The sequence below is a fragment of the Collimonas fungivorans genome, from assembly GCF_028292705.1.
In the GTDB taxonomy this organism is placed as follows: domain Bacteria; phylum Pseudomonadota; class Gammaproteobacteria; order Burkholderiales; family Burkholderiaceae_D; genus Collimonas; species Collimonas fungivorans_B.
On sequence record NZ_JAQGLV010000165.1, the window covers coordinates 1 to 16,276 of the forward strand.

Below are 16,276 nucleotides of genomic sequence, written 5' to 3' on the forward strand. Positions count from 1 at the left end.
TCATCGATCTCGAATTCCTTGTTGACGTAGGCGTCCAGCAGGCGGATGTCGTGCACCGCATGGCTGCGCGCATCGGGTTCGAGATCGGCATAACGGGTGCGGTCGGCGGCGAAATCGTAGGACCAGGCGGCCCGCATCAGGCCGCTCCAGCCGTCCGGCGCTTTCACGAACAGGTCGTGCACGCCGCGCAAGGTGGCGGAAAACACCTGCCCGCTTTTATAGTTGAGGTTGCCGTTGTCCTGGTTCAGCCTGGTCAAGTCGTACGACTGGTTGAAATTGACCGGATCGCGCCGCGCGATGCCGACCTGGTCGCTGCTGGCGCAGCCGCCGTTGTCCTGGCCGATGAAAGCGCAGTTCGGGCTGGAGGTGCGCACCGCCATGCCGAAGGAAATCGAGGAGTCGAAGCTCCCCCTGAGGCCGTTGCCGAGGTCGAACTGTTCCGCCCTGGCCGTCTGGCTGAACACCGTCGAGCTGCCCCATACCAGGGCCACCACCATGCTCGGCTTGAAACCGGAACGCCTGCCCTTCGCCATCATTCTCGCCATCTTCTTCATTCTTCTCTCCCCGGGATACGAATAAACTGCGCGATTTTTTGTGGACGCATTTTTGCGGACGCCTGTCAGCGGGTGGCAAAGCGGCGCAAGCCGTCAGGTTCGAACATCGATTCCTTGACCCGGCCTTCGCGTCCGGCCAGCCAGTCGGATTGCTTCTGCCCGGCCGGAATGCGTTCGGCGATGTAGCGTCCCAGCGACAGGTCATAACTGGCGTAACCCTCCTGCACGCAAGCCGGCAGTTCGGTCGCCATCACTACCCCGCTTTCCATCACGCGCTGCACCTTGCCCTGGCCGTCGTACAGGTCTTGCACCAGGATCTGCCAGGAATCCTCGTCCAGGTAAAACGTCCGTTTCGGAAAGGTATGGCGCGCACCCTGCTTGACCGTCGCTTCTATTTCCCACACGCGATGGGTTTCGTAACGGGTCAGGTCGCGGTTGAGGAAAGTCGGCTGCACCACATCGCCGATCTTGTTTTCCACCGCGTTGACCTTGTTCCAGTTGTAGGGAACGATCATTTCCTTCTTGCCGACCAGCTTGTAGTCGTAACGGTCCAGCGGGCCGTTGTACATGGTGTACTGGTCGATGGTTTCGAGGTTTTCATCGTTCAGGATAGGGGCGTCGTAGGAATAGGTCGGCGCGCGGCGCACCCGGCGCTGGCTGGCGAAGTACAGCCAGATATCGTTGGTCTTGCCGATGTAGGCGTGCGACAAGGTGACGTCGCCGGCGAACTGGGCCGGCGCGATATAGGGGCTCAGGTAAAGCGACTCGATGCCCTTGGCGCCGGCGATCGTGTTGTTCTTCGGATTCGAGAGCGGGAACATGATGTAGTCTTCCTGGATCAGCGGCTCGCCGATGCCGCTGCCGCCTTTCGGCGGAATCGCCGTGGCATAGGCCCAGGTCAGGCCTTCGCCCTGGTAGCGCATCTTGAAATTCCACATCGCCTCGACGCCGTTGGCCGGCATCGGAAACGGGTAGCCGGCGGTCTTGGCTTCCACCAGCTCGTAGCCGTTTTGCCCGATCTTGGCGAAACCGACATTTTCCTTGCTGCGCTGGTACACCACGTCCGGATAACCGCAAGAGCGGTGGGTCGGATAGACATCCATGCGGTAACCCTTGATGCTCTTGATCAGCTGCACCTGGCCAGGCGACAGTTTGGCGGCATATTTATCGAGATTGGCGGCGGTGATCGAAGTCACCGGCTTGTCGGCCGCATAGGGATTCGGGCGCGGCTGGCCGGCCTTGTAGCCGCCCGGCGCAGCGACGTCGCCGCCGCCCCAGGCCGGGATCGTGCCGTCCTTGTTGCCCGCCTTTTCGGCGCCGACCGGCGTCAGTTCCGCGCCCAGCTTGGCGGCCTGTTGCGCCCACAGCGGCGCGGTCAGCAGGCAGCAGGCCCAGGCGGCAGACAACAGCAGTACGGATGCTTTCGGTTTGATCGGGTGCATTTCACGTCTCCTCGCAGGTCAAATCACAACTGAATTTCAATAAACTTTCGATAGATTTTCGATAACGGCGGCGCCGGCCGTCAGCGCACCAGCAGTTTCATCATCATCTGGAAAGTCTTTCCATAAGGCGGCTTGAACAGCGACAGCCCGTTGATGGCCGACTGGTGGAAAATCGGCTTCATCTTCGACAAGGTCTGGAAACCGTACTCGCCGTGATAGGCGCCCATGCCGCTGGCGCCGACTCCGCCGAACGGCAGGTCGTCTTGCGCGATATGCAGCAAGGTGTCGTTGATGGAGACGCCGCCGGCCACGGTATTGCGCATCACCTGGTCGATGTTTGCCCGGTTCTTTTCAAACAGATACAGCGCCAGCGGACGCGGATGTGCATTGACGTAGCCGATCGCCTGCTCCAGCGAGGCATACGGCAGCAGCGGCAAGAGCGGGCCGAAAATTTCTTCCTGCATGACGCGCATGCCGTCGTTGACGCCGCTCAGGAGCAGCGGCGACATGCGGCGCGATGCGGCATCCGATGCGCTGTCGGACAAAGGAACCGCCAGCGCGCCAAGCTGGCCGGCTTCATCGGCCAGCGACTGCAGCCGCGCAAAATGCTGCGGACTGACAATGCTGGTGTAATCGGGATTGACGGCGAGATCCGGATACAGCTTGCCGAACACGTGCTTGGCCGTATCGATGAAACGCTGCACCGTGTCCGCCGGCAGCAGCACATAATCCGGGGCGATGCAGGTCTGCCCCGCATTCAGCAGCTTGCCGACCAGGATGCGCTCGACCGCCTTGTCGAAATCGGCCTCGGGCCCGATGATGGCAGGCGACTTACCGCCTAGTTCCAGCGTGACCGGAGTCAGATGTTCGCTGGCGGCGCGCATCACATGGCGCCCAACCGCGGTGGAGCCGGTGAACAGCAGATGGTCGAACGGCAGGCTGGAGAATTCACGCGCCACTTCGGCATCGCCGTTGACGACGGCGATCTCGTCGGCCGCGAAGCTGGCGCCGATCAGCTGCGCGAACAGAGCGGCAAAACGCGGCGTGTATTCCGACTGCTTGAGCATGACGCGGTTGCCCGCCGCCAGCGCCGCGGTCAACGGACCTACCGCCAGCATCAACGGGTAGTTCCACGGGACCACGATGCCCACCACGCCCAGCGGCTGCGGCATCAGCTTCGATGCCGCCGGCTTGAACCACAGGCCGGTGGCGCGCCTGCGCACCCGCATCCAGCGCTTGCCGTGGCGCAGCGCATGGGCGATGCCTGCGACCGAGGGGAACACTTCCGCCAGCTCGGTTTCCTGCTGCGGCCGATTGCTGAAATCGGCTGAAATCGCCGCGGCGATGGCGGCGCGGTTCTCCATCACCAGCGCCCGCAGCCGCCGCAGCCGGTCGGCGCGCGTCGCCCAGTCCGGCATTGGCGCATGGCGGCTGGCCGCGTGCATCGTATCGAAAATCGGACGGGTTTCAAGCATGGCTGGCAATCTCGCGGTGGGTAGTCTGCACTTGGGAAGCGTATTCTAGGGATGGCCCCGGATCGGAAGATCCGAGCACCGGCCAGTAATCGATAATTTTTCCCTGGCGCAGGATGACCATGGCGCCGAACTGCAGCATCACGGCTTCGCTCTGGGTCGGACGCAGAAATACGTAATCGTCCGGCGCCAGCCCGGTCGCCGCCGAGCCGTTGACGAATTGCTGGTTGGTGCTGTAACCCATCATCGGGTGCTCCAGCAGGCCGCGCGGCGATTCGTAGCGCGCCAGCCAGTGTCCGCCGTAGAGGAAATAGGTAAGGCGCCGGTTCGGGTTCCACCATGCCGCGGTTTTCCCGATCCAGTCCGCTCCCGGAATCCTGGTGCCGCCCAGCACCTTGAGCACCGGCGCGGCGATGAACATGGCCGGCTGATGTTCAGCCAGCAGGCTGAGGTCAAAATCCGCAGGCTTGAGGAAAGCGGAACCGACCGATATGTCATTGATCAGCGGCTGTTCGCCGTAGAGGCGGTACGACATGCTGCCGCCGGCATTCAGCGTGAGGCCCGGATGGAACAGCTTGGGATAGGAACTGCTGACCACCTGCATGAAATCCTGGTAACGCTGCAGCACCTTCTCGTGCAGTTGCACCTGCGTGCCAAAGGCGCGCGGCAGCTTGGCGACATGCGGCTCGTATCCCATGAAACCGCCGAACGTCAGGTGCGCCGGATTGCGTTCTATCATTTCCAGCATGTCGGCAAGCACCTTCTCTTCCGCCACTCCGCCCCGATGCAAGCCGACATCCAGTTCGATATTGATCCGCATGCTTAATCCGCGCTCCTGGGCCAGCGTCAGATATTGCGCCAGGCGTTGCGGCGTATCGAGCAACCATTGCAGCTGCCGGGCCGCATCGAACGGGCCCTGCAGCTGGTCGTAGAATGCGGCCGCGGCGCGCACCGGCATCGGTTTGCCGAGCAGGATGTCAACCTGCGGGAAGCGCCTTGCCTCTTCGCTCAGGAAAGGCTGGTGAAAAGCCATCAGACGGCTGCTGCCGGATGCCAGCAAAACGTAGTCGAGCAGGGCCAGCGAAGGCAGCGATTTGGCGACGATCCGCAACGACCTGCCGGGCCCCATGACTTGCCGCACCAGCGCAATGTTATGGTCCAGGCGATCGAGGTCGATCACCAGGCAAGGGCGCGCTGGACCGTTCCTGCGCAGCTCAGCGTTGATCGCCGAAAAATAGGAATCATGGGGCGCGCCGCGGTCTTGCGGCCATAAACTTGCTGGCATCATGCCTCCCTTGAATGGATAAACAGGTGGCGGCGCATCGCAGGCGCAAAACGCAACAGCACGCAGAGGACGGCGACCATGCACAAGATCAGCATGATCACCGCCTGCTGCCAGCCCAATATGTTCTTGATGCGTTCGAACAGCACCGTCATCGCCAGCACGCCTGCGTTTCCCACCGTCCAGAACAGGCCGGCCGCCATGCCGGCATGCGACTTGGGAACAGCCTCATCGATCACCGTCAGCGACAAAGGGAGCAGCGGCAGCCAGAAGAAACCGAGCAATGCGCCGCAAGCGATGCCCCACGCGGCGCTGCCGGCCGAGAACAGGGGATACAGCAGCAGCGCCGACGGAATCAGGCATGCGGTCATCACGCCGAGCGTGTTGCCGGCGCGGGTGGCGAGCGCGGGAATGATCATGGCGCCGACAATGCCTCCCGCAACCACGGCGGCCATCGCCAGGCCGGCATCGTCGATGCCGAAACCGCGCCCGCTCCACACCACCTCCAGCCAGGTAGTGGCGGCGTTGAAGCAGCCTTGTATCAGGAAACTGGCGACCAGGATCACCAGCAGTGCGATATTGCTTTTGATTTGGAATGGCGATTGCACCTTGGCCTGGATCGCCGGCGTCTGGTATTGCCGTTGCCGGACAAATAGATACGTCAGCAGGAAAAGCAGGAAGGCCGCGGCTGCGTGTATCGCCATGGATCCGGTCAGGTGGAAGCTGGTGAACAAGAGCGGCGACACCATCATGGCAAGCGCCAGCCCGGCAAAGATGGCGATTGCGCAAATGCCGGTTACCTTGGCTTCGTCGCGCGCCTCGAACCAGTCCGACACCAGCACCGTAATCGGCGTCACCACGAACGGCACGGCGACCGCAATGCCGGTTTGCGCCAGCACCAGCAGCCAGAAATTGTCGATCACGCGCAGCAGGCTGCAAGCGGCCATCAGGCCGGTGCCGATGAGCAGGGACAGCCGGTAGCCGCGGCTGTCGATGAGCCCGCCGGCCAGCGCTGAAACCAGGATGCTCATCACCGGGAACACCAGGATCAGCAGGCTGGCGGACAACTCGCTGACGCCGTAGTGTCCCGAGACATAGGTCAGTATCGGCGCGAAGTCGTACCAGAACACTTGCGTCATGATCAACGCGGCGCAGAAGATGGCCAGGATTCCCCAGCGCTGCAACGGTAAAGCTTTCACGCCATGCATGTTTGCCTCAGCATCCAAAATATCGTTTCAGCAGCGGGTTGATGAACACCCCGGCCGGATCAATCCTGTTCCGTAAAACCATGAAATCATCCCAGCGCGGATAAAGGCCAGCAAGTTGCCGGGCACCGAGATTATGCATCTTGCCCCAGTGCGGCCGGCCGCCATGGTTCAAGAAAATCGCCTCGGCCGCGCGGAAATACGGCTCATGCTCCATGCCCACATACTGGTGCACCGAAATCGATGCGGAATCGCGGCCGTAGAACGGCGACAGCCAGATGTCGTCGCCTTTGACGTAACGGTATTCGACCGGAAAATGCACCAGCACATTGTTCTTTTCGATGTAGGCGGCGAGTTCCCGCAGCGCTTCCGGCCCGCGCCCGGCGGGCAGTTCGTACTCCATTTCATTGAACCGCACCAGGCGCTCGGTGGCGAAGGCGCGGCGGCAATCAGCCACCATCACCGGCGCCTTGCCGCCGACCAGCTTGCCGATCAGCCGCGCAACACCTGGCGCGCGCGCCGGCTTGGCGCGCACCAGGCGCGACAGCATGCCGAACACGCCGTTTTCCAGCGCCAGCTCCATCGCGCTGGTCAGCCCCTGGTTTGAAACCTGGGCCTCGGTCTGATTCATCAGCTTGACCACGGTCTTGCGGGTATGCGGAAACCAGTAGAACTCGAAATGGCGATTCTGCTGCGCCAGGACGGGAGCGCTGTCCAGGCAGACATCCAGGTCCATGGTCTGCTTGACCAGCTCGAGCCGGTAAGCGGGGACGACCTCGATCCTGATCTTCGCCATGATGCCGAGGCTGCCCATCGCTACCCGCGCCGCGGCGAACAGGTCCGGCTCCTGCGTCGGCGAACAGGCCACCGGTTCGCCGTCCGGCATCACCAGCGTCATGCCCCGCACCTGGGTCGAGATCGATCCCAGTCCGATGCCGGTGCCGTGCGTTCCGGTACCCACCGCCCCGGCCAGGGACTGCTTGTTGATGTCGCCCAGATTCAGCATGCCGTGGCCGCTTGCGCCCAGCTGCTCGCCCAGCGTCTTGAGATCGGTGCCGGCCCAGACATCGGCCACGCCGGCTTCGACCGAGGCGACGCCGCTCATGTTGCGCAGCGAAACCAGCGCATCGCCGGTCTCCACCAGCGGCACGAACGAGTGGCCGCTGCCCACCACGCGCAGCGACTGGCCGGCGGCGACCGTGGTGCGCACCACGGCCTTCAATTCTTCCATTGAACCTGGAGATAAATGCCGGGCCGGCGAAAACTGCACGGATCCCGACCAGTTGCGCCAATCTGTCCTGCGTTCTTGAGGCACCAAAATTGCTTGATCCAAACCGCACTCCTCCAAAGATGCCGCAGTGGCGCTGTCATCGGCCGGATCTTCATCCCTGCGCCTTTGGAACAGCAACGAATATTCAGATTATTGCCTTGCCGGCATCGCAAGAACATCTGCCGGACGAGCGCCAAAATAGCGCCAGGCTTGATTCATGCGCCTGTTTTTTTGATGTAACATATTCGAAATAATTATATGTACCTGGTACTGGCGGCAACAGGACCGCGACAGAAAATAAGGGAACATATCCGGCCAAAATGGACCGGCGTGCAAATTTTCCGTTCAGCCCTACCCTCAGGATTTCCGGGCAATCGAGACGAGGAGTTGACGTATGCGTTATAGCAAAGGCAACAGTCTGGCGAGTGATGACAAAGCGTCCATTACTCCCAACATCGCCCTAGCCCTGACCCAGGTTCTTGCCGAAAACGGCATCGCGCCGGCCACGGTGCTGGCGCGCTTTGGACTGACTGTCTCCGACCTGGAAGATCCTTCCTTCAGGCTGTCGCGCCGCCAGACCAGCGGTATGATTGCGCACGCCATCAAGCTGTTGCCGGAATTGCCGCTCGGCCTGCTGGTCGGCAGCAAGCAGACCCTGAATTCGCTGGGCATGGTCGGCTTTGCAATGATGACTTCGGCCACGTTCGGCGAAGCGATTGAACATTGCCGCAGGTACCACAAGGAAGGCGGCACCATGGTCGACATCGATTTCACGGCGACCGAACACGAATGCACCGCCGTCTTCCATAATCCGGGCGATGCCGCGATCACTCCGTTCCTGATCGAAGAAGTCACCGCCCATCTCATGAACATGGGGCAAATCCTGCTGGGAAGCCGCAAGCTGCTGCTGCGCATGGAACTGCAGTATCCGGCGCCGGCCTATGCCGCGCATTACCGGCAGCTGTTCGACTGCCCCTTGCAATTCTCGGCGCAACGCAATTGCATCGTGGCCGACGCCTCCTTGTTCGCAGTGCCGCTCGATACCCACAATCCGCTGGCGCAGCGCCAAGCGCTGGAACATTTGCAACGCATGGCGATGCGCAATCCCGACACCCCGGACCTGATCGAATCGATCGAAAGCGCTTTTCGCCGCAACTGGGCATCGCCTCCCAACATGGCCGAAATCGCGGGCACGCTCAATCTTACGGAACGGACCCTGCGCCGCCACCTCGATCAATGCGGCATGTCGTTCCAGCAGATACGCGCCCAGATGCAGGAACGCCGGGCCAGGAACCTGCTCGAGACCCAGCGGCTTACGCAGTGCGAAATTGCGGAGCAACTCGGATTCACCGATGTCAGGAGCTTCCGGCGCGCCTTCAAGGCGTGGACCGGCGAAACTCCCGGCGGTTACCGCAGCAGCCGCAGTTCCTCCAACTTCCAGTGACGGCTCGAGCTGCAAGCCGCAAGCCGAGGCTGGACTGAACCGGACCAGCCCAGCGCCGCCCGGAATCCGGGAGTAAGATAGCCGCTTCGTTCCCGGAGAACTACCGCATGCCGAACTCCTTTTCTTTCCTGCTCGGCGGCTTGCTGCTGAGCGCCGCGCTGTCTGCCGCAACCGCCCAAACATCTGCCGCTCCTGTCTATGGCCCTGAACTGCAGGGCTTCGACTATCCCTACGAGTTAAAGCACTACGCCTTCGAATCGCAAGGCAAGCAGCTGCAGATGGGTTACATGGACGTCGCCGCGGCCGGCGCCGCCAACGGCCGCACGGTGGTTCTCATGCATGGCAAGAATTTCTGCGGCGCCACCTGGGAGCAGACCATCAAGGCCTTGAGCACGGCCGGCTACCGGGTGGTTGCGCCGGACCAGGTCGGCTTTTGCACATCGAGCAAACCCGAGCATTACCAGTATTCGTTCCAGCAGCTCGCCATCAATACCCATGGTTTGCTGGAACAGCTGGGCATCCGCAAGGCGACCATCGTCGGCCACTCCACCGGCGGCATGCTGGCCACCCGCTACGCCCTGCTGTATCCGGAGCAGACGGCGCAGCTGGTGATGGTCAATCCGATCGGCCTGGAAGACTGGAAGGCGCTGGGCGTGCCGTATCGCACGGTCGACCAGTGGTACCAGCGCGAACTGAAGCTGAACGCCGACGGCTTGCGCAAATACGAACAGAGCACCTACTATGTCGGCCGCTGGAAGCCGGAATACGAACGCTGGGTGACCATGCTGGCCGGGCTCAACCAGGGTCCGGGCCATGAGCTGGTGGCGTGGAATTCGGCGCTGATCTACGACATGATTTTCACCCAGCCGGTCGTATACGAATTCAAGGACTTGAGCATGCCCGCCCTGCTGCTGATCGGCGATGCGGACACCACCGCCATCGGCAGCGATGCCGCGCCGGCGGCGGTAAAGGCAAAAATAGGCCAATACAAGGTGCTGGGCAAGCAGGCGGCAAAATCGATTCCGCAAGCCACGCTGGTCGAGTTCGCCGGCCTCGGCCACGCGCCGCAGATGGAGCAGCCGGCCGAATTCCACAAAGCCTTGCTGACCTGGCTCGCCGCCCACTGAGCGGCTTTACGGATTAGGCCGCGCCGGTTTGCCGGCATTGATGCGCGCCAGGTAGGCCGCCGGCACCTGGTCAAGCACCACGCTGTAGTTGAGCTCGGAGACACCATCCGGTATCTCCAGGCCCTGGTCGACATAGGTCGTTGCCGCGTCGTCCAACTGTGCAATCTGCTTGCCGTCGCGATAAATCGTCAACGGCTTGCCGGATGGCTGGCCTGAATTGCGCCATTGCAGAGTAACGCTGCGCGTCTCGCCGTCGGCCTTGGCTGTCAGTTGCCGCACGCTCGGCTGGCCCAGCAGCGGGACACCGTCGATACGGTAATTAGGCACATCCGGCTTGACGCCGAGATGCGTCAATACGGTCGGCACGATATCGGCTTGCGTGGCGTTGCCGTACAGGCCGTTGAAAGCCATGTCGGCCGGATCCTTGAACGGCGAACCGAACTGCGCGTTGGCTTCTTTATTGATGGCGATGAAGGTGGTTTTTTCACTCAGGGTCTGGCTGCCGTGCCCGAAGCCGCCTGGCAGGCTGCGGCCATGGTCCGGCGTTACCATGATGAGCCAGTCTTCATCGGGATGCGCTTGCTGGCGCCGTTGCAGCGCAGCCAGCACTTGCCCGATCCTGGCATCGGTGCTCTGGATCGCCGCCTGGTAGGCCGGTACAAAACCGACAGAGTGGCCGACATTGTCGACATCGTCGAAGTGCGCAAACACGAAGTCGACATCGCCGAAAACCAGCAGGCCGCTGACCTTGTCGGCCACGCATTGATCGTCTTCGCTGCATTTTTCGGCATGGGTGACGTACCGCAAGTCGATATCGCGGGCGAAATTATTGTTGATGGTGTTCCAGCTGACGATGCTGGCGGTGCGGCGGCGCGCATCGGCATCCTTGATCAGCTTGAATACGCTGTCGGCCTGGTTGCGCAGTTTGTCGTCGTTATTGACGACCTTGTGCCGGTTTGCCCAAACGCCGGTCAGGATCGTGGTCCAGCTGGCGCCGCTGGACGTGACTTGTTCCGTGACGCTGCCTACAATGCCGCCGCCGTAGGTCTTGGCGAGGTGGAACCTGGCCATGTTCGGCGCCTGCCCGGCGGCAATCGCTTCCTGCAGTTTTTCATATTGCACGCCGTCGACGCCGATCACCAGCGCCTTGCGTTTGCTGTAGTCGACCACGGGCGGCGCCGGATCGACGTTGATTTCCTCGCCGCCGCCGCAGCCATTCAACAACGCTGCTGCCAACATGGCCAAGGCCACGCATTTTCCACGACTGTTTACTGTAAGCATGCTTCCTCCAATATGGAAACGCCTTGCATTATCAAGACGTTAATATTGTTAAAAAGCCTACATTGTTATGGCCGGATATTTCGCCAGCATGACTTGCGCATGACGCAATCATGACAAATTTCTGCAAATTGCTGCCGGCTCAGCGGCGATCGAACAGCGTCTTCGTCACGATCAGCTGCGCCGCCTGGCCCGGCGTTTCGACATAGGCCGATTGTGCAGGCAAACGGACGCCATCGTTCAGGGCGCGCGGCTTGCGGCCGAAGTTGACGGTGATCGTGGTGCCGTCGCCAAAGGTCGAGCGCTGTAGTTCCCGGTCCGGCGACAGCACCTGGAAACCGGTCATCGCTTGCGTAAACAGTCGCTGGTGCAAGGGCCGAAACACCTTGTCGTAGGTCGCGATCAGCGGCAGGTCGCGCTGCAGCACTGCATCGTTGAGATGGTACAGCGGCGGCACCATGTACAGCAGCTGCAGCAGCGCGGTGGCGTCGCGCTCGTTGGAAAATTTCAGTGAGCCGTATTCCCAGTGGTGAGTGGTCACGATACTGTCGTGCAGCGCGATTTCGTAGAGCGGCAGGCGGAACTGCGGCGACCTCACATAGCGCGCAATTTCCGGTTTCAAGGGTACGGTCTTGAAATACATGTCCGGCGTTTCGGGCGGCCAGTAGCCGCCGCGGAAATAAGGCGACGACTTGTCCTTCATGGATGGATCCATCCAGGCGAACGGCTGGGTCAGCATGCCGTGGGCAAAGGCGATCTGCGGCGCGTAAAAAGCCAGGCCGCCTTCACTGCCGGTAACCAGGCCCAGGGTTTGTGCCGGATACAGCAGGCGCCGGCGGCGCGCCTCCGCATCCTGCTGCTGGCTGGTCTCCCGTCCCGGGGTGTAGTCATCGTATTCCGGGCCGACGGCATCGACATCGAGAAAATAACTGTTTACCCGGCTCGCCTGCGCTACTGCCTTGATGCGCTTTTTTGCATAAGGCTCCACTATCCTTGCGTTGGCATACACGCCGCGGCTGCCGAATCCGGTCACCCCTTTCTGCTGCCGGTCGCGGTATCCCGCCGCGGCCAGATCATTTCCCATCTGCGCAGCCGACCAGGTATTGGCCAGGTCGGAACGATGGGCGCTGCCGTAGCTGTCGTAGACCCCGACCAGATAGCCGGCAGCTTCGGCATCGGTCACCGCTTCGGGATGCCACAGAGCATCCTGCCAGTCGGCTGCGCCCAGCCAGGCCCGGCTCAGGCCCGCCTGTTTCAGCGCGGCGACCGTATTGCCCGAAAAACCGCTGCCCCATTGCGACGGCGGCGCCAGGACCTGGCCAAATGCAGATGTCAGCGCCAGTCGCGCCGACTGCGCCCAGCGCACGTCGGCGGCGGGATCGTGACCGCCCGGCAAAGGATCGACCGGCGTTGCCGGCAGCGCGCGGCGCAAGCCGCCATTGATTGCGCGGATCAATTCCAGCTGCCGCCATTTCTCGATATAACCGGCGTTGCCGGCGGCCGTCTTGAAAGCGGCATTGAAACCGGTCCGCGTCTCGTCGTCGAAACCTTGCCACAGGCGTCCGGCGAGATGGGCCTGGTCGTCTTTGTGCTGCTGGAACAGGCGGATAAAAGCCGGCCAGCGCCGCACATCTCCCGCTTTCAGCAAACCGCCTCCCCACAGATAGATATGCGGCGCGCCGCCCAGTTTCGCGGTTGCCGGCAGCGCGGCGATCTTGTCCGCCAGGCTGAGGAAATTGCCGCTGGCCTGCAGCCAGCTGCGGTAGCTGCGCACGCCAGCCAGCGGATCTCTAGCGCCGACCGCAACGCGGATCGTATAAGGCGCGCCGGGAGCCAGCGCGGTGAATTCATGCGACAGCGCCGGCAGCGGCCTGCCGCCTTCCTGCGTGATCCCGAACTGCGTATTGAACGGCGTTTCGACGATCCAGGTGACGGAGCGGTCAGCCCGCAACTCGGTCCAGAACGACATCGACAGCAACTCGTGGATGGGCCCCGGCTCATAACGACGCAGCAGCCAGTCCAGCCAGCCCGGGTCATCCGCCGGCACGTAGCTGCCTTCGCCGAAAGGCATGGCGTAGGCATCGATCGCCTTTGGGTCAGTGGTTCGCGGCCAGGCCAGGGTGGCCGGACTGTCGGAGCGGACCGATAGGCGCAGCGTGTCGTTATCAATCTCCGCGACGATCGAGAAATGATCAGCGCCTGAATCGATGCGCCAGCGGTAACCGGACTGATCGCTCACTTTGGCGGCGGGAAAAGCGGCGGCGGCCAGGGGAATATCCACGGTGCCGGTCGGCCGCAACGAAACCGCCAGGGTCGATGGATCAACGATGAATTCGCCGAACGAAGCCGGCAGGGAAACGGGCTTGCTGCCGGCGGCCTGCACAGAAAGTGCGGCAAGCAGCAATATCGCGCCCAGGCATGGGGAAAGAAAAGTTTTTTTCATGACGATCAGGTTATGCGGGATGACGGGAAAATCCCTTATTCCCGTATTCTGGGCCCTGATTGCCAGAAGAATGTTAAAACTGCGGTACAGGAATTTCTTAATTGTCTTTCACGATCGGGGAGATGAGCGCTGCCAGCAAGAAAACGGCATGGCGCTTGCAGCGCTCAATCTTGGTTACATCACGATAATTATCTCCGCTCGTCAAACCCTCTCCAGCGCCGGATTCCTCCGCACTCAATTGTCAGCTTGCTTTGCCTTTCCCATCTGCCACAGCAGGAAACTATAGATGTCGGCAGACAGCGCATAACGCTGGGTAGCCGTACTGCCCACGCCGTGGCCGGCCTGCATGTCGAGCCGCAGCAGGATCGGCTTGCCGCTGCTGGTGGCTGCCTGCAAGCGCGCCGCGGTCTTGGCGCTGTGCCAGACGTCGACGCGCGGATCGTTCATGCCGTGCACCAGCATGACGGCCGGATAGGCGGTGTTGTCCTTGATGTTATGGTAGGTGCTCATCTCCAGCAAAGCCGGGAATTCCTTCGGATTCTTGGCGCTGCCGAATTCGGAAATGTTGGTGATGCCGTTGGCGCTGTCTTCGGCGCGCACGGCGTCCATGATGCCAACATTAAAAATGGCGGCCGCAAACAGCTCAGGCGCGGTAGTCACGGTGCGGCCGACAAAGATGCCGCCGGCGCTGGTGCCCATCACGCCCAGCGTCTTGGGCGTGGCATAACCTTCAGCGATCAGGTACTTGGCGCAAGCCACGCCATCCTTCCAGGTATTCGACTTGGTAGCCTTGAAACCGGCCCGGTACCAGTCGTCGCCATACACGCCGCTGCCGCGCACGTTGGCATAGGCCAGCACGCCGCCGCGCTCGAGCCAGGCCACCCGCGCTGGCGAGAAACCGGCGGTCTGGGAAAATCCATAAGCCGCATAACCGTCGAGCAGGGTCGGATTGCTGCCGTCGCGTTTCAAGCCTTTCTTGTACAGCAGGGTCATCGGCACCAGCGCGCCGTCGTAGCTTGGCACCTTGACGTCGACCACTTCCACTTCAGGCAGGCTAGGCATGGGCGGGTTCACGCGCAGGCCGGGATCGCTGGATACCTTGCCCTTGAGCAGCAGGGTGCGCGGCAGCTCGGTCCAGCCGTTCAGGGTATACAACACATCACTGTAGGCATGGGCCGGGTCGTTATGGACGGTGGCGGCGCCCTTGAACGGCAGCGGGATGTTCTGGCCTTTGACGTCGCCGGCTGCGTAGCGCCGCAGCACGATCGAAGTACCCTCGCGCACTTCGCCGATCAGCGCATCGGAGGTCAGCGAGAATTTCTCCAGCACTGCATCTTTCGGCGCGGCGGCCACTTCGCGCGCCAGCTTCAGGTCGGGATGGCGCAGGTCGAGTTTCAGCACGCGGTTGCGCGGCGCATGGTCATGCGTCAGCAGATACAGGTCGTTGCCTTTCAATTCGGCGTCGGTGATCTTGTCGTCGAAACTGGAGATTTTTTTCCAGGCCACGGCCGGCTTGTCCAGGTCCGCGACGTCGGCCACGAACAGGAAACCTTCCGGCAGGGTGGTGTCGGTGGTGCGTGCAATCATCCAGCGGCTGCCCGGATTGAAGATGATGGTGCCGACATCGAGCCGCGCCAGTCCCAGGCCAGTGGTGACTGTTGGGCCGAACACCGCCTTGGCTTCAGCAGCCGGCGCACCGACCTTGATCCACATCACCTTGCTGTCGAGATAGGTCTCGGAATCCGGATCGCCCGGCTTGAGCGTCTTCAGCTGGTTGTAGGTAAGCGATTTGCTGTCCGGCAGCCAGCCGAGCAGGGCTTCGTGCACGCGCGGAATCGGCTCGCCGACATTTTTTCCGCTTGCCGTATCGAGGATATAGAGCGAAGCATCTTCCGAACCGCCGGCGGAAACGCCGTAGGCTACGTGCTTGCCATCCCAGGCCGGGACAAAATAGTTGATGGCGTGCGGCACGCCGGTGCGCTTGGCGTCCAGTTCCGGATCGACCAGCACCCGCTCAGGACCCTGCAGGCTGTCGCGCATCACCAGCTTGAACTGCTTCTCGCCGCGGGCGCGCTTGAGGTAATACACCTGGTTGCCAGGCATGCGGGTCACATCGCGGATGTCGTCGCCGGTGGCGGCGGAAATCTCGGCGATGCGCTGCTCCAGCTGGCCGCGCAGTTCTATCCGGTCCAGTTCCTTGCGCGCCGACTCGCCTTGCTCCTTGAGCCAGGACTGCACCTTGGGATCTTTCACATTTTCGAAATAGCGGTACGGATCTTTCACCGTGACCCCGTGCAAGACGTCGCTGACGTCCTGCACCGGGGCGACGGTAACTGCCTGTGCAGGCAAGGCTGCGATCAGGCTAACAACTGCGGAAATTGCCGTAACGGCAAACAATCGCGATGATCTGTTCAAAAATTGCATGGCAATCCTAGGTAAGTTGAATGGTAGGAATCTATGTTCTTAGCGTTTTCGCGACGGCAGCAAACCCCACTGCGACAACATCCACGCCATTTCAAATGAGCGTTCCTTGATCGCGTCATAGCGGCCGGAAGCGCCGCCGTGGCCGGCGCCCATGTTCACCTTGAGCAGCAGGGGATTGCGGTCGGTTTTCATGGCGCGCAGCCTGGCGACATACTTCGCCGGCTCCCAGTACATCACCTGGCTGTCGTTGAGGCCGGTAGTGACCAGCATCGACGGATAGGCCTTGCGCTCGATATTGTCGTAGGGCGAATAGCTGCGCATATAGTCGTAGGCAG

The 16,276-nt window shown here is 61.8% G+C and carries 12 protein-coding genes; 2 read left to right on the forward strand and 10 right to left on the reverse strand.

Going from position 1 to position 16,276, the window contains the following annotated elements; translation table 11 throughout:
* The 6 genes from JWQ61_RS08915 to JWQ61_RS08940 all read right to left on the reverse strand — a co-directional run.
* Positions 1-554: DUF1302 domain-containing protein (locus JWQ61_RS08915; protein ID WP_304360208.1), on the reverse strand; the 554-nt coding region annotated here is incomplete at its 3' end.
* 65 nt (positions 555-619) lie between these two features.
* Positions 620-1,996 carry a DUF1329 domain-containing protein gene (locus JWQ61_RS08920; RefSeq protein WP_304360209.1) on the reverse strand — a complete coding sequence of 459 codons (1,377 nt, stop codon included), beginning with the start codon at positions 1,994-1,996 and terminating at the stop codon, positions 620-622.
* 80 nt (positions 1,997-2,076) lie between these two features.
* Positions 2,077-3,471: a coniferyl aldehyde dehydrogenase gene (locus tag JWQ61_RS08925; protein ID WP_304360210.1), complete on the reverse strand. Its 1,395-nt coding sequence runs from the start codon at positions 3,469-3,471 to the stop codon at positions 2,077-2,079.
* Positions 3,464-4,753: a DSD1 family PLP-dependent enzyme gene (locus JWQ61_RS08930; protein WP_304360211.1), complete on the reverse strand. Its 1,290-nt coding sequence runs from the start codon at positions 4,751-4,753 to the stop codon at positions 3,464-3,466. The genes JWQ61_RS08925 and JWQ61_RS08930 overlap by 8 nt, the downstream gene beginning before the upstream one ends.
* Complete coding sequence (locus JWQ61_RS08935) at positions 4,753-5,949, reverse strand: MFS transporter (protein WP_304360212.1); 1,197 nt, start codon at positions 5,947-5,949, stop codon at positions 4,753-4,755. Before JWQ61_RS08935 ends, JWQ61_RS08930 begins: the two co-directional genes overlap by 1 nt.
* Before the next feature lie 16 nt (positions 5,950-5,965).
* Positions 5,966-7,270 carry a D-arabinono-1,4-lactone oxidase gene (locus JWQ61_RS08940; protein ID WP_304360219.1) on the reverse strand — a complete coding sequence of 435 codons (1,305 nt, stop codon included), beginning with the start codon at positions 7,268-7,270 and terminating at the stop codon, positions 5,966-5,968.
* 349 nt (positions 7,271-7,619) lie between these two features.
* On the opposite strand from JWQ61_RS08940, the gene JWQ61_RS08945 reads away from it, so the two are divergent.
* Both JWQ61_RS08945 and JWQ61_RS08950 read left to right on the forward strand, forming a co-directional pair.
* Entirely contained in the window at positions 7,620-8,669 is a 1,050-nt protein-coding gene (locus tag JWQ61_RS08945) for an AraC family transcriptional regulator (RefSeq protein ID WP_304360213.1), read from the forward strand.
* 107 nt (positions 8,670-8,776) lie between these two features.
* Positions 8,777-9,796, forward strand: a complete 1,020-nt coding sequence (locus JWQ61_RS08950; RefSeq protein WP_304360214.1) for an alpha/beta fold hydrolase — start codon at positions 8,777-8,779, stop codon at positions 9,794-9,796.
* 6 nt (positions 9,797-9,802) lie between these two features.
* Here JWQ61_RS08950 and JWQ61_RS08955 read toward each other — a convergent pair whose 3' ends face one another.
* From JWQ61_RS08955 to JWQ61_RS08970, 4 genes are all read right to left on the reverse strand, one after another.
* Positions 9,803-11,077 carry an alkaline phosphatase family protein gene (locus tag JWQ61_RS08955; RefSeq protein ID WP_304360215.1) on the reverse strand — a complete coding sequence of 425 codons (1,275 nt, stop codon included), beginning with the start codon at positions 11,075-11,077 and terminating at the stop codon, positions 9,803-9,805.
* 139 nt (positions 11,078-11,216) lie between these two features.
* On the reverse strand, positions 11,217-13,517 hold the full coding sequence (locus tag JWQ61_RS08960; protein WP_304360216.1) for a glycoside hydrolase: 2,301 nt from the start codon (positions 13,515-13,517) through the stop codon (positions 11,217-11,219).
* 234 nt (positions 13,518-13,751) lie between these two features.
* Complete coding sequence (locus tag JWQ61_RS08965; protein WP_304360217.1) at positions 13,752-15,941, reverse strand: prolyl oligopeptidase family serine peptidase; 2,190 nt, start codon at positions 15,939-15,941, stop codon at positions 13,752-13,754.
* Between the two features lie 39 nt (positions 15,942-15,980).
* Positions 15,981-16,276, reverse strand: a 296-nt coding sequence (locus JWQ61_RS08970) for a prolyl oligopeptidase family serine peptidase (protein ID WP_304360218.1), incomplete at its 5' end; no start/stop codon positions are given.